Origin of the sequence: Paraburkholderia sp. DD10, assembly GCF_049177125.1 — a bacterium.
Lineage (GTDB): Bacteria > Pseudomonadota > Gammaproteobacteria > Burkholderiales > Burkholderiaceae > Paraburkholderia > Paraburkholderia terricola.
In genome coordinates this window covers 3,101,585-3,127,540 of record NZ_CP185392.1, presented here as the reverse complement: position 1 = coordinate 3,127,540, position 25,956 = coordinate 3,101,585, and the positions used below count along the sequence as shown (strand labels likewise).

General features: G+C 61.1%; 18 protein-coding genes, 3 tRNA genes and 3 rRNA genes. 18 read left to right on the top strand and 6 right to left on the bottom strand.

The window, feature by feature from the left end; all coding sequences use genetic code 11:
* The first annotated feature begins 5 nt into the window (after nt 1-5).
* From ACOCG7_RS14240 to ACOCG7_RS14230, 3 genes are all read left to right on the top strand, one after another.
* The gene (locus tag ACOCG7_RS14240) at nt 6-1,784 is read left to right on the top strand and encodes a DUF2300 domain-containing protein (protein ID WP_421376026.1); all 1,779 of its coding nucleotides are present in this window, start codon (nt 6-8) and stop codon (nt 1,782-1,784) included.
* 98 nt (nt 1,785-1,882) lie between these two features.
* Complete coding sequence (locus ACOCG7_RS14235) at nt 1,883-2,680, top strand: YfaP family protein (RefSeq protein WP_073432053.1); 798 nt, start codon at nt 1,883-1,885, stop codon at nt 2,678-2,680.
* Nucleotides 2,681-2,949: 269 nt separating this feature from the next.
* Nucleotides 2,950-3,480: a hemerythrin domain-containing protein gene (locus ACOCG7_RS14230; RefSeq protein ID WP_073432043.1), complete on the top strand. Its 531-nt coding sequence runs from the start codon at nt 2,950-2,952 to the stop codon at nt 3,478-3,480.
* Between the two features lie 116 nt (nt 3,481-3,596).
* Here the strand turns inward: ACOCG7_RS14230 and ACOCG7_RS14225 are convergent, their stop codons facing one another.
* Nucleotides 3,597-4,040, bottom strand: coding sequence for a PRC-barrel domain-containing protein (locus ACOCG7_RS14225; protein WP_073432044.1), 444 nt, complete (start codon nt 4,038-4,040; stop codon nt 3,597-3,599).
* Between the two features lie 268 nt (nt 4,041-4,308).
* On the opposite strand from ACOCG7_RS14225, the gene ACOCG7_RS14220 reads away from it, so the two are divergent.
* Nucleotides 4,309-4,692: a hypothetical protein gene (locus ACOCG7_RS14220; protein ID WP_073432045.1), complete on the top strand. Its 384-nt coding sequence runs from the start codon at nt 4,309-4,311 to the stop codon at nt 4,690-4,692.
* Nucleotides 4,693-4,761: 69 nt separating this feature from the next.
* On the opposite strand, the gene rpoD is transcribed toward ACOCG7_RS14220, so the two are convergent.
* Nucleotides 4,762-6,759, bottom strand: a complete 1,998-nt coding sequence (rpoD, locus tag ACOCG7_RS14215) for an RNA polymerase sigma factor RpoD (RefSeq protein WP_073432046.1) — start codon at nt 6,757-6,759, stop codon at nt 4,762-4,764.
* A 782-nt stretch (nt 6,760-7,541) separates the two neighbouring features.
* Here rpoD and ACOCG7_RS14210 point away from each other — a divergent pair.
* From ACOCG7_RS14210 to rrf, 5 genes are all read left to right on the top strand, one after another.
* Nucleotides 7,542-9,074 (top strand): 16S ribosomal RNA (locus ACOCG7_RS14210).
* 65 nt (nt 9,075-9,139) lie between these two features.
* Nucleotides 9,140-9,216 (top strand) — tRNA-Ile (locus ACOCG7_RS14205).
* Nucleotides 9,217-9,269: 53 nt separating this feature from the next.
* A tRNA-Ala gene (locus tag ACOCG7_RS14200) sits at nt 9,270-9,345 on the top strand.
* Between the two features lie 309 nt (nt 9,346-9,654).
* Nucleotides 9,655-12,535, top strand: a 23S ribosomal RNA gene (locus tag ACOCG7_RS14195).
* 167 nt (nt 12,536-12,702) lie between these two features.
* Nucleotides 12,703-12,816: ribosomal RNA gene (gene rrf / locus ACOCG7_RS14190) — 5S ribosomal RNA — on the top strand.
* The 16S, 23S and 5S rRNA genes sit together here with 2 tRNA genes alongside, the layout of an rRNA operon.
* A gap of 198 nt (nt 12,817-13,014) precedes the next feature.
* Here the strand turns inward: rrf and ACOCG7_RS14185 are convergent.
* Both ACOCG7_RS14185 and ACOCG7_RS14180 read right to left on the bottom strand, forming a co-directional pair.
* Nucleotides 13,015-13,479, bottom strand: coding sequence for a hypothetical protein (locus tag ACOCG7_RS14185; protein WP_073430646.1), 465 nt, complete (start codon nt 13,477-13,479; stop codon nt 13,015-13,017).
* Nucleotides 13,480-13,790: 311 nt separating this feature from the next.
* On the bottom strand, nt 13,791-14,636 hold the full coding sequence (locus ACOCG7_RS14180) for a FadR/GntR family transcriptional regulator (RefSeq protein WP_073430647.1): 846 nt from the start codon (nt 14,634-14,636) through the stop codon (nt 13,791-13,793).
* A 277-nt stretch (nt 14,637-14,913) separates the two neighbouring features.
* On the opposite strand from ACOCG7_RS14180, the gene ACOCG7_RS14175 reads away from it, so the two are divergent.
* The 8 genes from ACOCG7_RS14175 (at nt 14,914) to ACOCG7_RS14140 (ending at nt 22,552) form a co-directional block, all read left to right on the top strand.
* Nucleotides 14,914-16,122, top strand: coding sequence for an ABC transporter substrate-binding protein (locus ACOCG7_RS14175; protein WP_421376022.1), 1,209 nt, complete (start codon nt 14,914-14,916; stop codon nt 16,120-16,122).
* Between the two features lie 84 nt (nt 16,123-16,206).
* On the top strand, nt 16,207-17,067 hold the full coding sequence (locus ACOCG7_RS14170; protein WP_073430649.1) for a branched-chain amino acid ABC transporter permease: 861 nt from the start codon (nt 16,207-16,209) through the stop codon (nt 17,065-17,067).
* The gene (locus ACOCG7_RS14165; RefSeq protein WP_421376019.1) at nt 17,064-18,131 is read left to right on the top strand and encodes a branched-chain amino acid ABC transporter permease; all 1,068 of its coding nucleotides are present in this window, start codon (nt 17,064-17,066) and stop codon (nt 18,129-18,131) included. Before ACOCG7_RS14170 ends, ACOCG7_RS14165 begins: the two co-directional genes overlap by 4 nt.
* Nucleotides 18,128-18,895 (top strand): ABC transporter ATP-binding protein, encoded by a 768-nt coding sequence (locus tag ACOCG7_RS14160; protein ID WP_154875143.1) that lies wholly within the window; start codon nt 18,128-18,130, stop codon nt 18,893-18,895. Before ACOCG7_RS14165 ends, ACOCG7_RS14160 begins: the two co-directional genes overlap by 4 nt.
* The gene (locus tag ACOCG7_RS14155; protein WP_421376017.1) at nt 18,892-19,593 is read left to right on the top strand and encodes an ABC transporter ATP-binding protein; all 702 of its coding nucleotides are present in this window, start codon (nt 18,892-18,894) and stop codon (nt 19,591-19,593) included. Before ACOCG7_RS14160 ends, ACOCG7_RS14155 begins: the two co-directional genes overlap by 4 nt.
* Nucleotides 19,594-19,626: 33 nt before the next feature.
* Nucleotides 19,627-20,910 (top strand): Zn-dependent hydrolase, encoded by a 1,284-nt coding sequence (locus ACOCG7_RS14150; RefSeq protein WP_421376015.1) that lies wholly within the window; start codon nt 19,627-19,629, stop codon nt 20,908-20,910.
* The gene (locus ACOCG7_RS14145; protein WP_421376013.1) at nt 20,907-22,397 is read left to right on the top strand and encodes a M81 family metallopeptidase; all 1,491 of its coding nucleotides are present in this window, start codon (nt 20,907-20,909) and stop codon (nt 22,395-22,397) included. Before ACOCG7_RS14150 ends, ACOCG7_RS14145 begins: the two co-directional genes overlap by 4 nt.
* A gap of 78 nt (nt 22,398-22,475) precedes the next feature.
* Nucleotides 22,476-22,552: transfer RNA gene (locus tag ACOCG7_RS14140), tRNA-Val, on the top strand.
* A gap of 91 nt (nt 22,553-22,643) precedes the next feature.
* Here ACOCG7_RS14140 and ACOCG7_RS14135 read toward each other — a convergent pair.
* Together ACOCG7_RS14135 and ACOCG7_RS14130 are read right to left on the bottom strand one after the other, a co-directional pair.
* Entirely contained in the window at nt 22,644-23,528 is an 885-nt protein-coding gene (locus ACOCG7_RS14135) for an amidohydrolase family protein (RefSeq protein ID WP_073430655.1), read from the bottom strand.
* Nucleotides 23,529-23,531: 3 nt separating this feature from the next.
* A complete protein-coding gene (locus tag ACOCG7_RS14130) occupies nt 23,532-24,833 on the bottom strand; it encodes an MFS transporter (protein ID WP_154875147.1) in 1,302 nt (433 codons plus the stop codon).
* Between the two features lie 158 nt (nt 24,834-24,991).
* On the opposite strand from ACOCG7_RS14130, the gene ACOCG7_RS14125 reads away from it, so the two are divergent.
* A complete protein-coding gene (locus tag ACOCG7_RS14125) occupies nt 24,992-25,729 on the top strand; it encodes a GntR family transcriptional regulator (RefSeq protein ID WP_083082991.1) in 738 nt (245 codons plus the stop codon).
* The last annotated feature ends 227 nt before the right edge of the window (nt 25,730-25,956 follow it).

The window sequence follows — 25,956 nt, the reverse complement described above, 5'->3', positions numbered from 1 at the left end:
CCGCCATGTTCAGCGCGCTTCGGCACACGCGTGATCGCCTGGCGGCGGCGCTGCGGATCGCGCTCGCCCTGAGCGTGGGCTGTGCCTGCGTCGATGGCGTGAAGGCGTATGCGGCGGCATCGTCGGTTGAAACGCCTGTTGTCGCTTCGGCGCGGAGGCTGCGCTTCGCGTGGTTGCGCGACGGCGAGAGTCAGCTTTGGCAAGTCGATGCGGGGAGCGCCGGCGTCGCCGTTTCGGCGCAGTCCGCGCGCCCCTTGCCGGCGACGCTCGAAACGCCGCTCGGCAGCGTGTGGAAGCTGTTCGTCTACGGCTATCTCGTGGACCGCAACATCGCCACGCCGGATTACACGTGCAGCGGCGGCGATCCCGAAGAAGCGTATTGCTGCATGACGGGCGGCCGCATCGACCGCGAACATGCACTGGTGCAATCGTGCGGACGTTTTTTCGAACCCGCGCGCCTGCAACTCGATGCAGCCGACTGGCGCAAGTATTGGACGGCCGCGCACGCACCCGCGTGGCTGCGCAACCTCCATGCAATGACGCCGACGCAGCGCGTCCCGGTGATCGATCTGCTCGCCGCCTTGCAAGCCATGCCCGCGCGGCCGCGCGAAGCGGCGGCGAGCACGCTGGTATCGGTGCTGACGAGCGGACGCGGCGAGGGCACGGTGTCGCTGTACGGCAGCGTATTGCGCGCCAAGACGTGGACGATGCCGGACCCGGCGCGGCCCGGCGCATCCATCGGCGGCGCGGCGGGCTGGCTCGTCGACGGCACGCCGGTGTGGCTGGGCGGCCCGGGCGGCAGCGCGCGCGTGCTCGCCGCCGCCGCGCCGCGCATCGCGCCGCTGCTCACGCAAGTCACCGTGCCGGATGACGGCGCCTGCGTGCTGGTCGATTTTTTCAGCCGTTATCCGATTCGTGAAGTGCTCGGCGACCGCGGGCCGGCGGCGGCGCCGGACGGTCCGCTGCGGGGCGAGTTCCGCGTGGGCTTCGTCAACGGCAATTGGGCGCGCGTGCAAAGCCGCGGCGAATTGCGGCTCGATCGCAGCGCAACCGGAGCGCCGCAAATTGTCGGCCGCTTCGGCATGAACGATTACGTTGCTCGCGTGGTCGAGCGGGAGGGCGACACGAGCCAGCCGGAAGCGGCCAAGGCACTGGCGGTGGCGGCGCGTACCTACGTGGTGCAGCACGGCAGTCACGATCACGGTTGCTTGCGTATCGACGACAGCAGCGGCACGCAGCGCGTTCTACCGCGCGCGCCAGGCGCCGCCGCGCGCCGTGCCGCCGATCTGACGGACGCGCTCGTGCTGACCGGCGTGCCGGTTCAGTATCACCACGACAAGGCGGCAGCGGGGCAGATGAGTTGGCTCGCCGCGAAGGCGTCCGCGCAAGGCGGCCTCACGTTCGACGCGATTCTCGCGCGCACCTGGCCGCAGGCGACGTTGACTGCGTTCCAGAGTCCGCTGTCCGGCGATTGCATCGCGGTGGCCGGCGCGCAGCAATGGCTGCGGCGCAATGCGCCGTCGTGGGCGCGGCGCATGGACGGCGCGGCGGGCTACGAGACGCCCGATCTGCCCGCCGTGTGCGCCGTGCGCGAAGGGCGGCCGTATGCGGACGCGCAGCGCAATCGCGTGTACGTGTATCGCTTGCAGACGGAGGAAGACCGTATCGCGCTGGCGCACGAGTATGTTCACCTCGCGTTCCAGCATCATCCGCGTGGCGTCGATGAGACGTTCGTCGAGCGTACCGCTCGCACGCTGATCCGTACCGACAATCCGATCCAATGAATCACGACATGCGTTCTTTTTCAGTCATGTCGTGCTGGACGCGTTTCAATCAAAACACGCCGGACGAACGGCATGACAGCGGGACAGGAGCGGTAACGATGAAGGTCAAGACGACAGGGTGGGTGAAGGGCGGCTGCAGGGTGCTCGTCGTTGCGTGTTTGCAGGCCGTGCCGGCGGCGCACGCGAGCGATGTCGACTTCGCCGCGCCGTTGAACGGCTGGCGCAACACGGGCGGCGACAACGAGCGTTATACGCAGGACGTGCACTACCCCGCGGTATCCGTGTCGACGCCGGAAGGCCAGTCGAAATTCGCGCTGATCGAAGGACACATCCGCAACGCGCCGAAGAAGAAGGGCAACATGGTGGCGACGCTGGTGGTCGACGGCACGCCGTTGCCGCAGCGCGTGGAGGAAGATGGCAGGTTCTCGCGGCCCTACGCGTTTCCTTCCGGCAGCAACGGCGTCGAACTGCGCGCGCCGGACGGCAGCCGCAAGCGCGTGCAGTTCTACGACGCCTACAGCGGCAAGACCCAGCCGAAGCTGCGCGTGGTGCTCGCGTGGGACACCGACGGCACCGATCTGGATCTGCACGTCGTGTCGCCCGACGGCGCGCATACCTGGTACGGGGAACGCGTCGCGCCGAACGGCGGCGCGCTCGACGTCGACGTGACGACCGGCTATGGGCCGGAGATTTATTCGTCCGCCGCGCCGCTGAAGGGCACGTATCTGGTGTTCGTGAATTACTACGGCAGCGGCAACAGCGGCAGCGACATGACCGTCGCCCAGGTGAGCATCATCACGAATGAAAATACGCCGAACGAAAAGAGCGAAACGATGCGGGTGCCGCTGCGAAAGGCCGGCGAATTGACGCTCGTGAAAACCTTTGTCATGCCGTGAGGCGGCGTGTGTTTGCCGCTCGAGACCCCGGTGCGGTCAGCGGCTCGAATCTCAATTCGCTCAATGACTTGCGCAAGTCTTGCCCAGGATATCCACAGGCTTGCGCACGGTTTCTGTGGACAAACCGACATGGCCGGTCCCGCTGCCGATAGTCCGGGAATGCAAACGGGCGGGGGCAATCGTCGGCGTGCGCGCGGCCACACGACTCCTCGCTTCGGGCATGGCCGATGCTGTGGCAGAAGTGCTGCTGTTCTAACGGGAGAACCGACATGGCACAAGCTGAAACCACTACGAAGTCCGCTACTCAACCGCCGGGCGAGCAAGATGCGCTGGCGCTGCTCGAAGCGGACCATCGCGCAGTCGAGAAGCTTTTCGAGGCATTCGAAAAGGCGGGCGACGATCTGGAAGAGAAAGCGACGCTGGCCCAACGTGCGTGCGAGGAATTGACCGTGCACACGATCATCGAGGAAGAACTGCTGTACCCGGCGGCGCAAGCAGCACTGCCGGAGGACGGCAAGCTCGATGTCGAGGAAGCTTATGTCGAACACTTTCTGGTCAAGACACTCATCACGAAGTTCGAGACGCTGAAAGCCGGTGACAAGGGATTCAATGCGACCTTCAAGGTGATGTCGGAGATGGTGCTGCATCACGTCGAGGAAGAAGAAGGCGAACTGTTTCCGGAGTTGCGGCGCACGAAGTGCGATCTGGTCGCGCTCGGCAAGAAGATCGCCGCGCGCAAGGAAGCCTTGCAGAGCAAGCTCGATGCAGCGGGCAGCCGCTCCGTTGGCGATAAGACGTAAGCGGGTCCGCAAGATTTCCCTTGCCGGATGTCGCGTTGGGACAGGCACTGCGTTTTTTAGAGCAGTGCCTGCGTTCGTATGAAGTTTGTGATCCCCGCTCGCGTTTTTCCACGACGTCAGGCGTCGCAAGTCCAATACGGTGCCCGGTTGTAGTACGCGTGTAGGGACGTGCCCCATTGCGTATCCGTCATCGCCGGCCAGTTGTCCCTATCGAAGCCCGGCGCGCTTCCGATGCGCTCGGCGGGTGCGTCGAGCACGAAGCATTTGTCGTCGGTGTCGAGCGTGAGCGCGTTCCAGGGTATTGCATGGAGCGTGTCGCCCACGCCGAGAAAGCCGCCGCTCGAGAGCACCGCATAAGCGATACGTCCGCCGCGGACGTCGAGCATGATGTCGGAGATCTTGCCGATATATTCGCCGTCCGATGACATCACCTTGTTTCCATCTAGCGTGGAAGCGGCCATCACATCCGGACCGGGACCTTCGCCGATGCCGGTTCCAACGATCTTTGCACCTTGCCTGGCTGCCGCGGGTGCCGGTTCCTTGGGATCGAGCGTGGTCATGGTGTGCTCCTGGGAGAAACCTGGGCACAGAGCGCGCAAGGAGTATGCCCCATGCGCGTCGGCGATCGCGCCGGTAATCTCGGCAACCGTTACTGGTCGAAATTACGCAACCGTCGGCGAGGTGCGGCCGGTGCTCGCGCTTACTGTTCCTTACTGTTGCTCAAGATTCGCGCCGTGGGCGTCGATAGAACTTGTAACCCGCCGTGCTGTTGAACTTCCGCGACGGGTTGGGCAATGCATGCCTTGAGCGAAATGAACGGAGATTGCTATGCAAATCGACAGTGCGTTGTCGTCCACACTGCCGGAACCGGGACGCGCGGCGATGAAAAACTCGCGCGCGGCCGACGATGCGGCGGTTCAAACCAGGGCGACGGCTGAAACGTCCGCGCAGGACGAGGCCGTCCATATCTCTGCGGAGGGCGCGGCAACGGCGGCACAAGAGGGGAAGGCGGTCAACGACGACGCAGCAGGCGATTCAGCGGCAGAAGATGCCGCGGCGCCCAATGTTTCGGCGGTTCAGTCGTTTGCATACGGCACGCTCGGTCTCGAGCGTCCGGACGAGCCTCATGAGGAACACAACGCGTTTTATACGGCGGGTCGTTGGCTGGCAGCGGGAATCACCATCGGCGGGATCATCTCGCTGCTGGTTTGAATGGGTGTCGAGGCGGGTTTGAGGCGGAGGGGGCGCTTGCCGTGCGTGAGGCACGGCAAGCGCTGTTTCTTAGCGGTCGAGGAACGACTTCAGTCGATCGGCGCGGCTCGGGTGCATCAGCTTGCGCATGGCCTTGCTCTCGATCTGACGAATCCGCTCGCGCGTGACGTCGAACTGCTTGCCCACTTCTTCAAGCGTATGGTCCGACTTCGTGTTGATGCCATAACGCATGCGCAGCACCTTCGCTTCGCGCGGCGACAGCGAGTCGAGCGCGTCGTCGATGGCGGCGCGCAAATCGGCTTGCATGGCCGCGTCGGCCGGCGATGACGCCGCCGAATCCTCGATCATGTCGCCGAGCGTGGCGTCGCCGTCGTCGCCCACCGGCGTTTCCATCGACACCGGCTGCTTGGCGATCTTCAGAATGCCGCGCACTTTCTCTTCCGACAGCTCCATGCGTTCGGCCAGCACGGAAGGATGCGCTTCCTGACCGGTTTGCTGGAGGATCTCGCGCGAGATGCGGTTGAGCTTGTTGATCGTCTCGATCATGTGCACCGGCACGCGGATCGTGCGGGCCTGGTCGGCGAGCGAACGCGTGACGGCCTGACGAACCCACCACGTTGCATACGTGGAGAATTTCCAGCCGCGCCGGTATTCGAACTTGTCCACGGCTTTCATCAAGCCGATGTTGCCTTCCTGGATCAGATCGAGGAATAGCATGCCGCGGTTCACGTATTTCTTCGCGATCGAGATCACGAGACGCAAATTTGCCTCGATCATCTCGCTCTTGGCCTTGCGCATCTTCGATTCGGCCGCGACCATCTGGCGGTTGATCTCTTTCAGATGCTTGAGCGGCAGGGAGACGGTTGCCTCGATGTCGATCAGCTTTTGCTGTTCCGCCTGGATCGCCGGCAGATGGCGCTCCAGCGCCGCACCGTATGCCGACGCGCCGCGCGCCGCGCGTTCCGTCCAGCCGAGATCGGCTTCGTGACCGCCAAACGATTCGATGAACTTCTCGCGCGGCATGCCGCTCTTCGTCACCGCGATTTGCAGAATGTTGCGCTCGATCGCGCGAACCTGCGCGACCTGGTGTTGCACGTCGCCACACAGGCGGTCGATGGTGCGCGCCGTGAAGCGGATCTTCGCGAGGTGCTGCTGGATCTCCTCGCGTGCGCGCTGATAGGCTTTCGAGCTGACGTCGCCGCGCGTGTGCGAGGCGTTCATCTGGTCGGACAGCATGCCGACCTGAGCGAAGATCTCGAGGCAGTCGCTCGTGAGTTGCTTCAGGCGTGCTTCGTCGGCAGCCGAGGAATCGGCCGGGGCGATGTCGTCGTCGTTATCGCTGTCGTCATCGTCGCTCGTGTCCGTGTCGACGTCCGCTGCTGCGTCCGGGGCGGCGTTGTCTTCTTCGGCCGCGAGCGTGTCTTCATTCAGACCGTCGACCAGTTCGTCGATGCGCAACTCGCCGTCGGCAACCTGCTGCGCGCTCGCCAGAATCGCGGAGATCGCGAGCGGGCAAGCGGCGATCGCCTGCACCATTTCGTGCAGACCGTCTTCGATGCGCTTGGCAATCGCGATTTCGCCGGCGCGGGTCAACAGTTCGGTTGCGCCCATTTCGCGCATGTACATGCGCACGGGGTCCGTCGTGCGGCCGAATTCCGAATCGACCGTCGACAACGCGACTTCGGTTTCCTCGTCTGCCTGATCGTCCGACACCACGGCAGGGGTGTTCGAGTTGAGCAGCAGCGTTTCCGCGTCCGGGGCCTGCTCGTAGACCTGCACGCCCATGTCGTTGAACGCGCTGACGATGCTGTCGATCGCCGCCGTTTGCGTGAAGTTGTCGGGCAGGTGGTCGTTGATCTGCGCGTGGGTCAGGTAGCCTTGCTCCTTGCCCAACTGGATGAGCGCACGCATCTGGCGCTGACGTTCTTCAGCCTGCTGCGGCGGCAATTCTGCCGCCACGGGGATCGCTTTGCCCGCGCCCTTGCCCTTGGCCGTGCGGCCCGAGGGCGCCTTGGGCGTGTAGCTGGCGGCTTCGTGTTGCGAATCTTCGCGATCAAAAGGGTTCACGTATTCTCCTCTAGAGGCTTCGCTATGAGACGCAAGACGCTACCGTCAGGCGTTTCGAGCATGGCTCAACATCACCTGAGTGACTCAACGCGGTTGTTTGGGTGTGCTCTGGGGAGCAAAAAAGATGAGCCCGCTCGAAGCGGGCCGATAGACATGTGCGAAATTCGCGCGGCTCGCATTATATACGAGCTTGCGCCTTCGCGCGCGTTGTGCGCAGGTCAATTTGTCGTGCACGTTTGTCGCAGGCCCGTTTTCTGGCCCGCCGGCTACGCGGGCAGTTGCGTGTGTGGGTTTTTGATGATGATCGGCGCGCCGTGGTCAAGGGCGAGTCTCTCACTATAGACGAAGTCGTTCGTCCTCACATGCGACAGAGTCGTTTCCGCGATCTCGCTACATATAGACGAGGTGTGTTTGTGGCGACGATTGGCGCTTGCCGGAAAGAAAATTCACCAAAGGGGGTTGACGACGTGTCAGTCGTTCTCCATAATCTCGTTTCTCTGCTGCAGATGCAGCGACGCAGAACGAAGCGGTGCCGGGTGGTTGAAGTGGGCGTCGTGACGGTGGTGAATGCGCAATCGATCTTTAAAAACTAACAGCCGATAAGTGTGGGCGCTTGATGCGCGGCGCGCGGTGGATTCTTCGGAGTCTGCCGGAAGCGAAAGTATCAAGTCTCACACAGTAATGAAAGGAAGGTTTTCCTGTTGAAAGACAGGATGATCATTCGTCAGTACGTTGAGTGAGCGACCGGTTGGTAAAACAACCGAAAAACAGTAACAGGCATTGAACTGAAGAGTTTGATCCTGGCTCAGATTGAACGCTGGCGGCATGCCTTACACATGCAAGTCGAACGGCAGCACGGGGGCAACCCTGGTGGCGAGTGGCGAACGGGTGAGTAATACATCGGAACGTGTCCTGTAGTGGGGGATAGCCCGGCGAAAGCCGGATTAATACCGCATACGCTCTGCGGAGGAAAGCGGGGGCTCCTTCGGGACCTCGCGCTACAGGGGCGGCCGATGGCAGATTAGCTAGTTGGTGGGGTAAAGGCCTACCAAGGCGACGATCTGTAGCTGGTCTGAGAGGACGACCAGCCACACTGGGACTGAGACACGGCCCAGACTCCTACGGGAGGCAGCAGTGGGGAATTTTGGACAATGGGCGCAAGCCTGATCCAGCAATGCCGCGTGTGTGAAGAAGGCCTTCGGGTTGTAAAGCACTTTTGTCCGGAAAGAAAACCTCAGCCCTAATACGGCGGGGGGATGACGGTACCGGAAGAATAAGCACCGGCTAACTACGTGCCAGCAGCCGCGGTAATACGTAGGGTGCAAGCGTTAATCGGAATTACTGGGCGTAAAGCGTGCGCAGGCGGTCCGCTAAGACAGATGTGAAATCCCCGGGCTTAACCTGGGAACTGCATTTGTGACTGGCGGGCTAGAGTATGGCAGAGGGGGGTAGAATTCCACGTGTAGCAGTGAAATGCGTAGAGATGTGGAGGAATACCGATGGCGAAGGCAGCCCCCTGGGCCAATACTGACGCTCATGCACGAAAGCGTGGGGAGCAAACAGGATTAGATACCCTGGTAGTCCACGCCCTAAACGATGTCAACTAGTTGTCGGGCCTTCATTGGCTTGGTAACGTAGCTAACGCGTGAAGTTGACCGCCTGGGGAGTACGGTCGCAAGATTAAAACTCAAAGGAATTGACGGGGACCCGCACAAGCGGTGGATGATGTGGATTAATTCGATGCAACGCGAAAAACCTTACCTACCCTTGACATGTACGGAATCCTGCTGAGAGGTGGGAGTGCCCGAAAGGGAGCCGTAACACAGGTGCTGCATGGCTGTCGTCAGCTCGTGTCGTGAGATGTTGGGTTAAGTCCCGCAACGAGCGCAACCCTTGTCCCTAGTTGCTACGCAAGAGCACTCCAGGGAGACTGCCGGTGACAAACCGGAGGAAGGTGGGGATGACGTCAAGTCCTCATGGCCCTTATGGGTAGGGCTTCACACGTCATACAATGGTCGGAACAGAGGGTCGCCAAGCCGCGAGGTGGAGCCAATCCCAGAAAACCGATCGTAGTCCGGATCGCACTCTGCAACTCGAGTGCGTGAAGCTGGAATCGCTAGTAATCGCGGATCAGCATGCCGCGGTGAATACGTTCCCGGGTCTTGTACACACCGCCCGTCACACCATGGGAGTGGGTTTTACCAGAAGTGGCTAGTCTAACCGCAAGGAGGACGGTCACCACGGTAGGATTCATGACTGGGGTGAAGTCGTAACAAGGTAGCCGTATCGGAAGGTGCGGCTGGATCACCTCCTTTCTCGAGCTAACGCGTCCAAGTGTTGAGCGCTCACGCTTATCGGCTGTGAAATCAGGCAGACTCAGGGGTCTGTAGCTCAGCTGGTTAGAGCACCGTCTTGATAAGGCGGGGGTCGATGGTTCGAACCCATCCAGACCCACCATTGTCTTGTCTGGTGTGCTGAATGCAACCCCTCTGGCGCATCTGCATGATCCCGGGGGATTAGCTCAGCTGGGAGAGCACCTGCTTTGCAAGCAGGGGGTCGTCGGTTCGATCCCGTCATCCTCCACCAATCCTCAATGCGCAGTGTTCTGTGTACGGCACAGAGCGTTTTGCATTGGCGATTGAGCCAGTCAGAGTGATACGCGGTTATGGCAACTGCGATATCGGCTGTCGTTCTTTAACAATCAGGAAGAAGTAGTAAAGAGATTCACGAAAGGGTACCTCGAGATGGGTGTCCGAGTAGGTGAATCAGGGTTGTGATTGTATCAATGTATGAAAGGGGAATCGGAAGATTGCCCTGGAATACGGCGCAACACGAATACTCAACCTGTAGCGAGCTCAACGGATCCGCAAGGACCGGGAGACACACTCGTTATAGGGTCAAGCGAACAAGTGCATGTGGTGGATGCCTTGGCGATCACAGGCGATGAAGGACGCGGTAGCCTGCGAAAAGCGGTGGGGAGCTGGCAAACGAGCTTTGATCCACCGATATCCGAATGGGGAAACCCACTCCTTATGGAGTATCCGTAGCTGAATACATAGGCTACGTGAAGCGAACGCGGTGAACTGAAACATCTAAGTAACCGCAGGAAAAGAAATCAACCGAGATTCCCAGAGTAGTGGCGAGCGAAATGGGAGCAGCCTGTACTCTTTATCTTCATTGTTAGTCGAACGCTCTGGAAAGTGCGGCCATAGCAGGTGATAGCCCTGTAGACGAAAACAGCGAGGAAGAACTAGGTGTACGACAAGTAGGGCGGGACACGTGAAATCCTGTCTGAAGATGGGGGGACCATCCTCCAAGGCTAAATACTCGTGATCGACCGATAGTGAACCAGTACCGTGAGGGAAAGGCGAAAAGAACCCCGGGAGGGGAGTGAAACAGATCCTGAAACCGCATGCATACAAACAGTCGGAGCCTCGCAAGGGGTGACGGCGTACCTTTTGTATAATGGGTCAGCGACTTACATTCAGTGGCAAGCTTAACCGATTAGGGCAGGCGTAGCGAAAGCGAGTCCGAACAGGGCGATTCAGTCGCTGGGTGTAGACCCGAAACCAGGTGATCTATCCATGGCCAGGATGAAGGTGCGGTAACACGTACTGGAGGTCCGAACCCACTAACGTTGAAAAGTTAGGGGATGAGCTGTGGATAGGGGTGAAAGGCTAAACAAACCTGGAAATAGCTGGTTCTCTCCGAAAACTATTTAGGTAGTGCCTCGTGTATCACCTTCGGGGGTAGAGCACTGTCATGGTTGTGGGGTCCATTGCGGATTACTACGCCATAGCAAACTCCGAATACCGAAGAGTGCAATCACGGGAGACAGACATCGGGTGCTAACGTCCGGTGTCAAGAGGGAAACAACCCAGACCGCCAGCTAAGGTCCCCAAATATTGCTAAGTGGGAAACGAAGTGGGAAGGCTAAAACAGTCAGGAGGTTGGCTTAGAAGCAGCCATCCTTTAAAGAAAGCGTAATAGCTCACTGATCGAGTCGTCCTGCGCGGAAGATGTAACGGGGCTAAGCAATATACCGAAGCTGCGGATGCATATTTATATGCATGGTAGGAGAGCGTTCCGTAAGCCTGCGAAGGTGCACTGGAAAGTGTGCTGGAGGTATCGGAAGTGCGAATGCTGACATGAGTAGCGATAAAGGGGGTGAAAGGCCCCCTCGCCGTAAGCCCAAGGTTTCCTACGCAACGTTCATCGGCGTAGGGTGAGTCGGCCCCTAAGGCGAGGCAGAAATGCGTAGCTGATGGGAAGCAGGTTAATATTCCTGCACCATTGTTGAATGCGATGGGGGGACGGATCGCGGAAGGTTGTCCGGGTGTTGGAAGTCCCGGTCCTTGCATTGGAGAAGGCGCTTTGGCAAATCCGGGCGCGTAATTCAAGGGTGTGAGGCCAGTCACTTCGGTGACGAAGCAATCGGAAGTGGTTCCAGGAAAAGCCTCTAAGCTTCAGTTCAACAAGACCGTACCGCAAACCGACACAGGTGGGCGAGATGAGTATTCTAAGGCGCTTGAGAGAACTCGGGAGAAGGAACTCGGCAAATTGGTACCGTAACTTCGGGATAAGGTACGCCCCTGTAGCTTGATGCGCCTGCGCGCAAAGGGTGAAGGGGTTGCAATAAACTGGTGGCTGCGACTGTTTAATAAAAACACAGCACTCTGCAAACACGAAAGTGGACGTATAGGGTGTGACGCCTGCCCGGTGCCGGAAGATTAAATGATGGGGTGCAAGCTCCTGATTGAAGTCCCGGTAAACGGCGGCCGTAACTATAACGGTCCTAAGGTAGCGAAATTCCTTGTCGGGTAAGTTCCGACCTGCACGAATGGCGTAACGATGGCCACACTGTCTCCTCCCGAGACTCAGCGAAGTTGAAGTGTTTGTGATGATGCAATCTCCCCGCGGCTAGACGGAAAGACCCCATGAACCTTTACTGTAGCTTTGCATTGGACTTTGAACCGGTCTGTGTAGGATAGGTGGGAGGCTTTGAAGCGTGAACGCCAGTTTGCGTGGAGCCATCCTTGAAATACCACCCTGATCTGTTTGAGGTTCTAACCCTGGTCCGTGAATCCGGACCGGGGACAGTGCATGGTAGGCAGTTTGACTGGGGCGGTCTCCTCCCAAAGTGTAACGGAGGAGTACGAAGGTACGCTAGGTACGGTCGGAAATCGTGCTGATAGTGCAATGGCATAAGCGTGCTTGACTGCGAGACCGACAAGTCGAGCAGGTGCGAAAGCAGGTCATAGTGATCCGGTGGTTCTGTATGGAAGGGCCATCGCTCAACGGATAAAAGGTACTCTGGGGATAACAGGCTGATACCGCCCAAGAGTTCATATCGACGGCGGTGTTTGGCACCTCGATGTCGGCTCATCTCATCCTGGGGCTGTAGCCGGTCCCAAGGGTATGGCTGTTCGCCATTTAAAGAGGTACGTGAGCTGGGTTTAAAACGTCGTGAGACAGTTTGGTCCCTATCTGCCGTGGGCGCTGGATATTTGAAGGGGGCTGCTCCTAGTACGAGAGGACCGGAGTGGACGAACCTCTGGTGTACCGGTTGTCACGCCAGTGGCATCGCCGGGTAGCTATGTTCGGAAGAGATAACCGCTGAAAGCATCTAAGCGGGAAACTCGCCTTAAGATGAGATATCCCCGGGGCTTCGAGCCCCTTGAAGGGTCGTTCAAGACCAGGACGTTGATAGGTCAGGTGTGTAAGCGCAGTAATGCGTTGAGCTAACTGATACTAATTGCCCGTAAGGCTTGATCCTATAACCAGTGTGTTTCCGGTGGCGCCTCCCCGCGTCGCCCCGCACGGTTGAGATCCGCGTTGTGCCCGATACACTCACCACCCCATTCCCCCTGGTGCGATGCACCAGACACTACTTCTTCCAGATTGGTCGTGTTGACCCCCGCGTCAACCTGACAACAAGTCATGCCTGATGACCATAGCGAGTCGGTACCACCCCTTCCCATCCCGAACAGGACCGTGAAACGACTCCACGCCGATGATAGTGCGGATTGCCCGTGTGAAAGTAGGTAATCGTCAGGCTCCCATGCAGAAACACAGACCCCACCCCACACCGGTGGGGTTTGTGCGTTTACGCGCCATCGAAAGCAAGCCAACAGAGACTAGTAACCGCACCACCAAGGAACGGTTTGCTACCGCGCGAAATACGTCCATCCTCACAGCCGGTAACTCCCGGAGAAATCGGAAAGCTTTCCCTCGCCGCCTGCGCGATCCAATCCGTCAGGCCCGCTTCCGCACCGGCGTCTGATACGACATACCTGCGGTAAACCGGTCGAGTCGTTCGCTAGCATCGGTGACCGCCCAAAGAGGCGCGCTGTGCAACAGCTTGTCGTAATTCGTTGCGATTGCGGCAAAAAGCGCGAACCCTGCGCTATCCAATCCCCATTCGCCGGTTTCCCTTCCGATATCGAACACCGCCGACACCGCGCGCTCCGCCGCACCGAGTTGCTCGCCGGTCGCCGAGCCGAAGCCCGACTCCGCCAGGAAGCCGGTCAACAGCATAATCTGTGTAAGTGTCTGGGCGTCGGTCATGCTGCCGGTGCCGCGGCGCAAGGCGTCGAGCGCCAGATGCACCCGCAACGCCAGCTCATCGGCGGTCTGCCGGGCCATCGGCAGCAGCATGGTTTTGGCATGCCGCGCACGCGCAGCGCCAGTGTGCCGGGAAAACGGAATCGGTTGTGCCATGACGGTCCAATGTTTATGCCTATGCAGATGCAATAACGGCGCGAGCCGCAAAAGGTTGAGCCCTCGCTATGCATGCGCCGCAGCCGGCCGGCTCAAACGCAGTCGGGGCGGCTACACGCCAATCGTCATGATCCTGCAGCGCACCCTGTGCAACTCGTGCGATTGCGCCTTCGATTCGCTTTATGCCCTCGGTCGTCTCGCCAACAGCCTGCCCCATCGTTGCCCCGCGTTGGATCGCAAGCGCGCCACGCGTACCCATCCCGCGTGTCCGGACATCGAGCCATCCATACGACCCGTGACACGCATGGCGCTCACGTTTGCTCCGCTTCATCCGATGGCGCGACACTGCGCGCCCTGACGCGTCGCCGGATCTCCGAATCCAGAATCAGACGCCCGCGCAGTTTTCCCTTCATCCGCTTCACGTAGCGTGGCGCTTCGGTCATGTGGATCACCATCAATTCACGTACCTTCTCGACGTTACGCTCGCGCGCCGCTTTCGTAATCGCCTTATGTATTTTCACGTTAGCCTGACCGAACCGTTCGTGTTCGGCTTGCGGCGTGTCGTTACGAAACTCGATCAGTTGCCTGATCATTTCGTTGATGAGCTCGCAACTGAAACGCAGGAACGGATTCGGATTCGCCGCCGCGAGGATGTCGTGAAAGTTGACGTCTTCCTGTCGTTGCCGAACGATGTCGTGACCCCCGTGCGATGAACCCGGCCGATCGCAGCACGCAATGTTCGCTTCGAGCGCCTCGAAGTCCTGCTCCGTCAGATGCGGCACCGCTCCCGCCGCCAGTTCCGGTTCCAGCAATTTGCGCACGGTGTAAATATCGTCGATCGACACGTCCTTGAAGAACAGATAGTTCTGCAACAACTGCAACGTGCGGTCGAGCGGCACTTCCACCACCATGCCGCCGCCGCTCGGGCCGGTCGTCACCTTGATCAGGCCTTGCACCTCCAGGGACTTCAGTGCTTCCCTGATCGTGCTCTTGCTCACCGAAAAAAGCTGTTGCAGTTCAACCTCGCGCGGCAGCCGGTCGCCCGGTTTCAGGTCCTTCTCCGTGATGAGCCGCTTGATTTCCTCCGCGACCAGATCGCCACGTTTCTGCTGTTTGATCTCAATCGCGGCGCCCGCCTTGGCGCGGTCCATGGCCATATTCGATGCTCCTAGTTTGTCCCTGCACGATCTTTCATCGGTCCGCTCGTTCTATCACGGCTAGCGAGATCGCCCTCGATGCTGCCAGGAATTTTGCCTTATTGACACTCGAATTTATTGTACATACGATCCAATCCAGTCTATTTATCATGATAAATAGAACAAAGCCGGCGAGGTGAAAAAACTTCGCGGCGACCAGCAACTGGCGTACTCGTGTGCGCGGTGCGGTCAGTTTCGCAGTCGGTCAGTGCGTGTCTCTTTCTTAAGGAGCGTCATTTTGAATCGCCGAAATATGTTGAAGCTGGCCGCGTTGTCGGCTGTTCCGGGGACGTTGGGCGCGCTGGTCGCGCGCAGCGCGTTCGCGCAGGCCGGCACCTTGCAGTTCGCTTGTCCGGTGCCGATGTCGGGGCCGTTCGCCGCGAACGGCAAATATGCCGACCTCGGCATGAAGCTCGCGATCGAACAATACGGCAAGGTCCTCGGCGAACCGCTCGCGTATACCGTGCTCGATACGGAAGGCAAGCCGGCGACGGCAGTGCGTCGTGTGCAGGAAATCGCGCAGCAGAAGAATGCGCGCTTCTTCGCGGGAGGCATTCTGTCTTCCGAAGCATTGGCGATGGGCAAGGAAGTCCAGAAGGCCGACGGCGTTTTCATCACGACGGCCGGCGCCGATGAAATCACGGGCAAGGACTGCAATGACGCGACGTTCCGTTGGTCGGTGCCGACTTACGGTGCGATCGAGCAGACGGTGCGCCCGTTGACGCAGATGCTGCCGAAAGCAAAACGCTGGTACACCATCACGCCGCAATACGTTTTCGGCGAGGGCTTGTTGACCGCGGCCAAGGCGATATTCAAGGAGAAGGGCATCGAGCATGTGGGCAACAGCTACCACTCGCTCAATGAGAAGGAGTTCAGCGGCTATTTGACGAACGCAGTCGCCGCCAAGCCCGACGTCCTGCTGATCCTGAACTTCGGTTCGCAATCGTCGGATACGCTGCGCCAGGCCGTGAGCTTCGGCATGAAGAACAATTGCACGATCCTGTTGGCGTGGGCATCCGGCCTCGAGCAATTCGAAGCGCTCGGCGCGGATCTGTGCGAAGGCGTCTATTTCGGCGCGCAGTATTGGCACGACATCGATTCGCCGCTCAATCGCGATCTCGTCAAACGGACCAAAGCGGCATTCAAGACCAATCCCAACTACAGCCTCGCGGGTTCCTATATCTGCACGAAGATCCTGCTCGACGGCATCGTCAAAGCGGGCAACGTCGATCCGAAGAAAGTGGTCGCGGCGCTCGAAGGCATGAAGTACGACGGGTTGACGGGCCCGGAGGAAGTCCGCAAGGGCGATCATCAGGTGCTGAAGAACTACTATCTGCTGAAGGGCAAGGCGAAGAACAAGATGAAAAACGCCGACGATTACGCCGATATCGTCAGTTCAGGCCAATCCTTCCTGCCGCTCGACAAGACCGGCTGCAAGATGGCTTGACGCCTCAAACGCCGCGCGGCGAGCGCGTGCGGCATGGCACGGCGCTCGCATAGCGCCTCCTCGGCACACCTTTAAACGGACGCCATGAACGTTTATCTCCTGCAGATCGTCAACGGCATCGGAGTAGGGATGCTGTATTTCCTGCTCGCGGTTGGTTTGTCGATCGTGTTTGGCCTGCTGCGCTTCGTGAATTTCGCGCACGGCGCGTTCTATCTGCTCGGTGCCTACTTCTGCTATCAGGCGATGCAGTGGTCGATGAGTTTCTGGGCCGCGCTCGTAGTCGTGCCGATCGTGGTCGGCGCGCTTGCATGGGTCGTCGAGAAACTGATTTTGCGGCACGTCTACGCGCAACAACACGAGTTTCATATTCTCGCGACGGTGGGTCTTGCACTCGTCGTGCAGGAATGCGCGATTCTCGTGTGGGGTCCGCTCGGCGATAACGTGCCGGTTCCCGACTTGCTCAACGGCGTGGTGATCTGGGGCAGCTTCGTGTATCCGAAGTATCGGTTGTTCGTGATCGGCTTCACAGCGGTATTGGCCGCGCTTCTGTGGTGGGTGTTGGAGGGCACGCGGCTCGGCAGCGCGGTGCGCGCCGGCAGCGAATCGACCGAGATGGTGTCGCTGCTCGGCATCAACGTATTGCGTGTTTTCAGCCTCGTTTTCGCGCTCGGCGCGGCAACGGCCGCATTGGCCGGCGTACTCGCCGCGCCGATTCGCGGCGTCGATCCCTTCATGGGCATCGAGGCATTGAGCGTCGCGTTCGTCGTGGTGGTGGTCGGCGGGATGGGCAATTTTCTCGGCGCGCTGGTAGGTGGACTGCTGGTCGGCATCGTGCAAAGCGTGATGAGCACGTTGTGGCCCGAAGGCGCGCGATTGATGATCTACGTCGCGATGGCCGCCGTTCTGTTGCTGCGACCGAACGGTTTGCTCGGGAGGGCGTCATGATCGACACGTCAAAGCCAATCGTGCGGCGCGCTGCTTCCACGGCGACCCGATCGGGCGCACAGCACTCGTTGCATCGCTACCGTTTTCTGCTGCTGGCATTGCTGGTCGTAAGCGTATTGCCGTTGACGTTGCGCTCAGGCTCACTCGCCACCGAGGTGCTGGTATTCGCTCTCGCTGCACTCGGCTGCAATCTGCTGCTCGGACACACGGGCCTGTTGTCCTTCGGGCAGGGCATTTTCTTCGGGCTCGGCAGCTATTGCGCTGGCCTCGTCCTGACTAAAACCGCATTGCCCCTGCCGGTCGCGCTGCTCGCGTCGATCGTAATCGGCGCGGCGGCTGCTGCGCTGGTCGGCTGGTTTTCGATCCGTCAGCGCGGCACGTACTTCGTGATGTTGACGCTGGCATTCGGCCAGCTATTCTATTTTCTCGCCTACACCACGCCCGATCTGACCGGCGGCGACAACGGCCTGCTCGACATTCCGCGTCCCGCGCTCGGCCTGTTCGGCAAAGCGCTGCTGCCGTTGACCTCGCCGTGGCAATACTACGGCTTCGTCGCGGTGCTGTTCCTCGTTGTGTTCTGGCTCCTGATGCGCGTGTCCCATTCGGTATTCGGCCGTACGTTGCTTGCGATTCGCGACAACGAGGCACGCGCGGCCGCGGTCGGCTACGACGTCAAACGCTTCAAGCTGATGGCGTTCGTGATCTCCGGCGCGGTGACGGGTCTTGCCGGCGCGCTGCATGCGCTGATGACCGGCATTGCGCCGCTCTCCAACATCGACTACCACACGAGCGAGATGATCCTCGTGATGACGGTGATCGGCGGCACGGGCAATCTGTTCGCCTCGGTATTGGGCGCCGCGTTTTACGTGCTGTTCGCCGATTGGCTCTCGACGCTGTGGCCGCGCTGGCTGCTGCTGCTCGGCATCGTGCTGATCGCCGGCAGCCTGTTCATGCAGCGCGGACTGTGGGGCCTGGGCGAACGCATCGGGCAATCGCTGCGCCGCAAGCCTTCCGCCGAGGCAGACAACGACACGGACAACGACGCAGGCAAGGAGCCGATATGAGCGAGCCCATTCTGCGCGCAAGCGGCGTAGTAAAGCGCTACGGCAAATTCACGGCGCTCTCCGAAGTCAATCTGCGCATCATGCCGCGCACCGTGCATTCGGTGATCGGCCCAAACGGCGCGGGCAAGACGACGTTGTTTCATGTGCTGACCGGCACCGTGCCGCTTACGGCGGGAACGATCGTATTCGACGGTCACGACGTCACGCATGAGCCGGACCATAAGCGCGTACGCCGTGGCGTCGCGCGCTCGTTTCAGGTGACGAGCCTGTTCGCCAATCTGAGCGTGCGTGAAAACCTGCGGCTCGCCGCGCAAGGTGTCGACGCGGTTCGCGCACTGAACGCGTGGACCCCGCCGCGCGGCGCGCTCACGCATGCCGACACCGTCGACAGCGTGCTCGAACGCCTCGCGCTACAGCGCTTTAGCGAAGTGTCGGCAGGCGCGCTGTCGCATGGTCAGCAGCGGCGGCTCGAAGTCGGCATGGCGCTTGCTGCGCGACCCAAGGCGATCTTTCTCGATGAGCCGACTTCCGGCATGGGTATCGACGACCTCGACGACATGAAGCAACTGATCCGCGGCCTGCGCGACGATTACACCGTCGTGCTGATCGAACACAACATGGGCATCGTGATGGACATCTCCGACACGATCACCGTCATGCAACAAGGGCGCGTGCTGGTGGAAGGGCGGCCGGACGACATTCGCGGCGACGAGCGGGTGCGCAGCGCCTATCTCGGCAACATGATCACCGGAGGCCGCGCATGATTCTCGACGTGCAGCAGATTCACGGTTTCTATGGCAAGAGTCACATCCTGCAAGGCGTCACGCTGCAAGTCGACGACGGCGAAACGGTCACACTATTGGGCCGCAACGGCGCGGGCAAATCGACCACCCTCAAGGCGATTGCCGGCGTCGTCGCGCCACGGCGCGGCAGCGTGACGTTCAACGGCGCCGAGATAGGCGGCATGCCGGCGCACAAGATCGCCGCACGCGGCGTGTGCTTCGTGCCCGAGCATCGCGGCGTCTTTCGTCTGCTGAGCGTCGAGGAAAACTTGCGGCTTGGCGCGCGCAAGGATTCGCCGTGGCAGCTCGACGATATCTACCGCATCTTTCCGCGTCTGAAAGAACGGCGCACCAACGGTGGCGGGCAATTATCGGGTGGCGAGCAGCAAATGCTCGCGATTGGCCGCGCGTTGATGAACCATCCGCGGCTCTTGATGCTCGACGAACCGGTCGAGGGACTCGCGCCGGTGATCGTCGAAGAGATCGTCGCGCAGCTCAAGCTGATTCGCGCAGCGGGCGTTGCGATTCTGCTGGTCGAGCAGAACCTCGAAGTCTGCACGCAACTCGCGGATCGTCACTACATCATCGAGCAGGGCGTCATCGTCTATTCGAACGACAACGCGTCGTTCGCCGCGGACGAGTCGATCAAGGACCGCTATCTCGGCGTCGGCGTCATCTGACGCGCGCTTTGTCTTCAACACGAGGAAGCATCGATGCAAGCTCACGAATCAACGACCATCGCGACGCCCGCCGATCTGCGCGTGGACGGCGCGCGCCTTTGGGACAGTCTCATGCAACTCGCGCGCATTGGCGCGACCGAGAAAGGCGGTGTGTGCCGGCTCGCCCTGACCGAGTTGGACCGGAAAGCGCGCGATCTTTTCATCGCTTGGGCAAAGGAAATCGGCTGCAGCGTGCGGGTCGACGCGATCGGCAATATCTTCGCGCGTCGCGCGGGTCTGCGTGATGATTTGCCGCCGGTGATGACCGGCAGCCACATCGACACGCAACCCACGGGCGGCAAGTTCGACGGCAATTACGGCGTGCTGGCGGGCCTCGAAGTATTGCGCACGCTGGCGGAGGTCAACGTGCAGACGCTCGCTCCGCTGGAGGTCGCGGTGTGGACCAACGAGGAGGGCTCACGCTTCGTGCCTGTGATGATGGGCTCCGGCGTGTTCTCGGGCGCGTTCACGCTGGAGCATGCGTTGGAACAACGCGATCGCGATGGCGTCTCGGTGCGCGACGCGCTCACGGCGATCGGTTATGCCGGCGAGCATGAGAAGCCGCACGCCGTCGGCGCCTATTTCGAAGCGCATATCGAACAAGGGCCGGTACTGGAAGCGCACGACAAGACGATCGGCGTGGTGCAAGGCGCGCTGGGTCAACGCTGGTACGACGTGACGGTGCACGGCATGGAGGCGCATGCGGGGCCCACGCCGATGGAACTGCGCCGCGACGCGCTGCTCGTGGCAGCCGATCTGATTCACGCCGTCAATCGCATCGCGTTGGACCACGCGCCGCATGGACGCGGCACGGTGGGCTGGCTCGACGTGCATCCGAATTCGCGCAACGTCATTCCGGGCCGCGTGACGCTCACGGTCGATCTGCGCGCGGCGGACGACGCGACGCTCACGGCGATGGATACCGCGTTGCGCGCCGCATGCTCGAACGCGGCCGGGAAAGCCGGCATCGCCGTGGATGTCGAGCAAGTGGTGTACTTCCCGCCTCAACCGTTCGCCGCCGACCTGGTTGCAGCCGTGAAGCGGGGCGCGGACACGCTGGGTTTTTCATCGATGGACGTGATCAGCGGCGCGGGCCACGATGCCGTCTATCTCGCGCGAGTCGCGCCCGCCGCGATGATCTTCGTGCCGTGCAAGGACGGCATCAGTCACAACGAAATCGAGGATGCGCGCGCGGACCATCTGGAAGCCGGTTGCAACGTGCTGTTGCAGGCGATGCTGAACGCCGCCGCGCGGCCGGCAGGGAGCATCGAATCATGAAGATCCTGATTGCAAGGATGAACCACGAGACGAACACGTTTTCGCCGGTGCCCACGCCGCTCGCGGCGTTCGGCCGCAACGGTCCGAGCCGCGGCGAAGACGCGTTCAACGCGAACAAGGGCATGCAGACGGCGATGGCCGCGTTCATCGACGCAGCCGAGCGTGAGCATGCGGAGATCGTCACGCCGATTTCCGCATCCGCGAATCCGAGCGGACCGGTCGATGCCGCGGCCTATGACGCGATCTGCGAGGCGATCGTTGCAGCGGCACCGGGTTGCGATGCGGTGATGCTTGATCTGCACGGCGCAATGGTCGCCGAGAATTCGGATGACGGCGAAGGCGATCTGCTCGAACGCGTGCGCGCGGCGCTGCCGCATGCACCGATCGCGGTCGCGCTCGATCTGCACGGCAACGTCACGCAAAAGATGATCGACAACGCCGACGTGATCGTCAGTTTCAAAACCTATCCGCACGTCGATATGTACGAGACCGGCGCGCACGCGGCGCGCCTGCTGTTCGATCTCGTGCACGGCAAGGCCAGGCCGGTGATCGCGTGGCGCCAGCCGCCGCTGCTCACGCACACGTTGCGCAGCGCGACCGCCGAGGGCGCGATGAAACGCGCCGTGGATGCCGCGCGCGCGGCCGAGGCCGACGGCATGCTCGCGGTATCGGTGCTGTCCGGCTTTTCGCTCGCCGATATCGAGGCGCCGTGCATCAGCGTCGTCGTGGTGGGCAATGGCGAGCGCGCGCAAGCCGAGGCGGTGGCCGAGCGCATCGCGCGGCAGATCTGGAGCGAGCGCGAGGATTTCGTCTATCGCAGCGCGCCGCTGGCTGAATCGGTCGCGCAGGCGGCCGCGCTCGCGCAGGGCGCCGACAAGCCGGTGCTGCTGCTCGATCACGGCGATAACTGCATGTCGGGCGGCACCTGCGACACGATGGATCTGCTCGAGGAAGCGCTCACGCAGAAGCTCGACGGCATCGTGAGCGGGCCGCTGTGCGACCCGCAAGCCGTGGCGGCGTTGATGGCGGCGGGCGTCGGCAGCACGGTGACGGTGACCATCGGCAACAAGGTTGCAAGCAATGCGGTGACGCCGCGGCCGCCCGTCGCGGTGACCGGCGTCGTGCGCGCGCTGACCGACGGCGAGTACGTGATCAGCGGCCCGACCTACACCGGCCAGCGCGCCTTCATGGGACGCGCCGCGGTGCTCGACACAGGCGCGGTGAAACTCGTGATGACCGAGCACACGCACGAACCGTGGGACCTCGGCGTGTTCGAAAGCGTGGGCATCGATCCACGACGCGCGCGGTTCCTGCTGCTCAAATCGCGCATGTACTGCCGGCCGGTTTTCGTGCCGATCGCCGCGGGGCTGGTGGAATGCGATAGCCGCGGCGTAACGAGCTCCGACTACGCGCTATTCAAATTCGAGCATGTGAAGCGGCCGGTTTATCCGCTGGATACGCGGACGGAGTGGACGTCCGCGAACTGAAGGAAAGGTGTTGATGAATCGAGGTGTCGTCCGAGGCTTGTGCTGCGCGGGTGGAGTCTTTATAATTCGCGCCTCTAAAGGCTCGTAGCTCAGTTGGTTAGAGCACCACCTTGACATGGTGGGGGTCGTTGGTTCGAATCCAATCGAGCCTACCAACGCAAAAGTGGCGTGGACGAAAGCGGCTCCGCTTTCGTCCACCGTCATGTTCTCGCATCACCTCTCGAATCCACCCGCAACGCCCTCAGTTCAGGTAACTGCCGATGCCGTTGCCGACGAGGCCCCGCGGTCGGGTAACTCGTCTTCAAAACCATAGAACGACTGCGGAGTCGTGCACAGGATCGCGTCGATTGCCGCTGCATCGAGGCCGAGTTCCATTAGCATCGACAGCGACTGGCCGTAGTCCGTCATCCGTTCATGCTGCGTATGAGGCCAGTCGCTGCCCCACATCAGACGCCCAGCGCCGAAATGTTCGAGCAATTGCTTCGTCGCCTCGCGGACAAAGCTTGAATCGCCAGCCGCGCAACGGTACGCGGCCGATAGCTTGACCCAAATGCGGCCGCTCTTGCCATAACGCAGCAATGCCTCGAAGCCGGGGTCTCCGATGCCTTGGTCCGGGTCGGGTCTTCCAAAATGATCGACGACGACTGGTACGCCGGCCTCCAGCAGCCGGTCGAGCATGGGCGCAAGGTCGCGCGCAGCGCGGTGCAGTTCGACATGCCAACTCAGTTGCGAGAGCCGATCGAGCAGAAGCGTCCACGATTTCGCTCGCAGATCCGGCAGCGCCTGTTCGATCAGGTTCAGCCGTATGCCGGTTACGCCTCGGCCCTGCATCTCGGCGAGCGATTCGTCGGAAGCATCGGGCGCGATTACCGCGACACCTCTCAAGCGGTGCGTGTCGCGCGACAGCGCCTGCAACAGATAGCGATTGTCCGTGCCAAGAAAACTCGGCTGCACGAGAACCGCGCGCCCGATGCCGTGTGCGTCGAGCAATTGCAGATACGTGTCGAGCGTTGCATCGTAGCCAGGCGAGTAACGCCTGCCATCCACCAACGGCAAGCCTTGCTCGAAGACGTGCGCATGGGTATCGACGCAACGCGAGCGGGACTGAACGGGCGATGCCGGCGCAATCATGGTTCAGCTCCGCGGCGGATTCAGCGTCAAGCGCGCAGCGTCGCCGCTGTCGTTCGCCGATTCGGACGCCACCACGCCACGCAGACGTTTGCCACGCGTTTCGGGCAGCAGCAACACGGCGATCATCGCGAGTCCGTAGGCAATGGCCGCGTCGATGCCGATCGCGATGCCGAGCGACATCGAATGACTCATGTAGCCCACGAGAACCGGGAAACTCGCTGACGCAATGCGTCCAAAGTTGTAGCAGAAGCCGACGCCCGTACCGCGCATATCCGCCGGATACAGTTCATTGAAAAGCGGCCCGAGGCTCGCCGGAATACCGGCTGCGAACAGTCCGAGCGGGAAGCCCAGCACGAGCATTTGCGTGTTGGTCAGCGGCAGCATGACGTAGGCGAGAACCGTGACGACGCAACAGAACGCGAACAACGCAATGTTGCGCCGGCGGCCGATGCGGTCGAGCAGGTACGCGCTCAACATGCAGCCGCACCAGAAGGCCACGATCACCACGGCCAGATAGCCGCCCGTATGTAGAACCGACAGGTGCCGCTCTTTCGCAAGAAAGGTGGGTAGCCACGTCATGATCGCGTAGTAGCCGCCATGAGCGCCGGTGCCCAGCACCGCGCCGATAATGGTCGTGCGGAGCACGCGCGGCTGGAAGACCTGCATGATTTGCCCGAGCGCGGAGACCTTGGGCGCGGCGCTGGCCGGCGCGATGCGGGCCGGTTCCTTCAGATTGCGTCGTACGAACAGGACAAGGGCGGCCGGCAACAGGCCGACGGCGAACATCACGCGCCATGCGGTGTCCGATGGCAACCACGAGAACGCCGCGGCATACACCAGCACGGCCGCGCCCCATCCAACCGCCCACGCGCTTTGCACGGCGCCCATCGCCTTGCCGCGGTGTTCGGTACGGATGGTTTCCGCCATCAGCACCGCGCCGGCCGCCCATTCGCCGCCGAATCCGAAGCCTTGAAGCGCCTTGAGCACCAGCAGTTGCGGGAAGTTTTGCGCGAACGCGCAAAGAAACGTGAAGCCGGCGAACCAGAGGATCGTCATTTGCAGCGTTCGGACACGGCCGAAGCGGTCCGATAACGCCCCGGCAATCCAGCCGCCGAGCGCGGACGAAACGAGCGTCACGCCGCTGATCGCACCCGCCTGCGTATGGTCGATGCCATACGCCGCGATGATCGCAGGGATGGCGAGGGTGAACATCTGCACGTCGAGCGCGTCGAGCCCCCAACCCGCAAAGCAGCCCCAGAAGGTGTTGCGTTCGAGTTGCGAGCCTTGCTTGTACCACGTGAACATAGCCGTCTCCGTTCCCTTGCAATTCATTCAGTCATATATATGAATGAATGAATGATCGAGGCAATGCCGCTAAAAGTCAGTGGGTAAAAACCCTCGCTCACGGTGGCCCTCTTCGATGCGGTACAGTAGTTACTCCTCTGAACAACTGTATGAATGCCATGGACACGGCCTCTTTCAAGCTGGACGACCGATTGCCCCGTTATCATCAATTGCGTGACGACCTGCTTAGCCGCATTGCCGCGGGCGAATGGACGCCGACGCAAGCGATCGCCACCGAGGCGGAACTGGGACAGTTCTACAACGTCTCCACGGGCACCGTTCGCAAGGCGATCGACCTGTTGGTGGCCGACGGTGTGCTCACACGCAGTCAGGGCAGAGGGACGTTCATCCGCCGGCCCCGTTTCGATTCCTCGCTGTTTCGCTTCTTTCGTTTCAAGTCGCGCGACGGACAACCCGTGCGCCCCACCGCGCGCGTGCTCAAGCGCGAAATCGTGAAGCCCAGCGCGGAAATCCGCGCCGCCCTGAAGATGAAAGCCACCGAGAAGGCGATTCACCTTTCGCGCGTGCGTCTGATAGAAGGGCAGGCGGTGCTCTCCGAAGAAATCTGGCTGCCGCGCGCGCGTTTCGAGCCGTTGGCCACGCTGCCGCTCGATGATTTCGAAGATTTACTTTACCCGCTGTACGAGCGTCTTTGCCGGCAAATCGTGGCGTCCGCCACCGAAATTCTAAGAGTCGAGCAAGCCACGCCTGATGACGCCTCGGTCCTCGGTCTAGCGCCCGGAAGTCCCGTCATTCTGGTGCATCGTGTCGCGTCGGACTTCGCGGGCACGCCGTTCGAATGGCGCAGCACGCGTGGGGCTGCCACCACGTTTCAATACCAGGTGGAAATTCGCTGAACCGTCCGCTTGCGCCCCTCAGCGCCGGCATCGCCCTGCTGCTCACCCTACCGCATACCGCATCGACAAACCGGATAGACGCTAACTGCTCCTATCCGGGTATCACCTCATGGCGCGCATCGCCGATTCGTACAAACATATATATGACTACATCAATTCGGCCGTTGCTATCGACGTAGCGGCCGCCGCGCCACCCGTCGAATATCGAGGACGGCCGGCGCGGAAAC

Excerpts from the sequence above, each read along its gene's own strand:
- ACOCG7_RS14220 (WP_073432045.1), top strand. The coding sequence starts at position 4,309 with ATGCAAATCGACAGTGCGTTGTCGTCCACACTGCCGGAACCGGGACGC.
- ACOCG7_RS14165 (WP_421376019.1), top strand. The coding sequence starts at position 17,064 with ATGATCGACACGTCAAAGCCAATCGTGCGGCGCGCTGCTTCCACGGCG.
- ACOCG7_RS14235 (WP_073432053.1), top strand. The coding sequence starts at position 1,883 with ATGAAGGTCAAGACGACAGGGTGGGTGAAGGGCGGCTGCAGGGTGCTC.
- ACOCG7_RS14135 (WP_073430655.1), bottom strand. The coding sequence starts at position 23,528 with ATGATTGCGCCGGCATCGCCCGTTCAGTCCCGCTCGCGTTGCGTCGAT.
- ACOCG7_RS14240 (WP_421376026.1), top strand. The coding sequence starts at position 6 with ATGTTCAGCGCGCTTCGGCACACGCGTGATCGCCTGGCGGCGGCGCTG.
- ACOCG7_RS14145 (WP_421376013.1), top strand. The coding sequence starts at position 20,907 with ATGAAGATCCTGATTGCAAGGATGAACCACGAGACGAACACGTTTTCG.
- ACOCG7_RS14155 (WP_421376017.1), top strand. The coding sequence starts at position 18,892 with ATGATTCTCGACGTGCAGCAGATTCACGGTTTCTATGGCAAGAGTCAC.
- ACOCG7_RS14180 (WP_073430647.1), bottom strand. The coding sequence starts at position 14,636 with ATGGCCATGGACCGCGCCAAGGCGGGCGCCGCGATTGAGATCAAACAG.
- ACOCG7_RS14130 (WP_154875147.1), bottom strand. The coding sequence starts at position 24,833 with ATGTTCACGTGGTACAAGCAAGGCTCGCAACTCGAACGCAACACCTTC.
- ACOCG7_RS14185 (WP_073430646.1), bottom strand. The coding sequence starts at position 13,479 with ATGGCACAACCGATTCCGTTTTCCCGGCACACTGGCGCTGCGCGTGCG.
- ACOCG7_RS14160 (WP_154875143.1), top strand. The coding sequence starts at position 18,128 with ATGAGCGAGCCCATTCTGCGCGCAAGCGGCGTAGTAAAGCGCTACGGC.
- ACOCG7_RS14225 (WP_073432044.1), bottom strand. The coding sequence starts at position 4,040 with ATGACCACGCTCGATCCCAAGGAACCGGCACCCGCGGCAGCCAGGCAA.
- ACOCG7_RS14170 (WP_073430649.1), top strand. The coding sequence starts at position 16,207 with ATGAACGTTTATCTCCTGCAGATCGTCAACGGCATCGGAGTAGGGATG.
- ACOCG7_RS14230 (WP_073432043.1), top strand. The coding sequence starts at position 2,950 with ATGGCACAAGCTGAAACCACTACGAAGTCCGCTACTCAACCGCCGGGC.
- ACOCG7_RS14150 (WP_421376015.1), top strand. The coding sequence starts at position 19,627 with ATGCAAGCTCACGAATCAACGACCATCGCGACGCCCGCCGATCTGCGC.
- ACOCG7_RS14125 (WP_083082991.1), top strand. The coding sequence starts at position 24,992 with ATGGACACGGCCTCTTTCAAGCTGGACGACCGATTGCCCCGTTATCAT.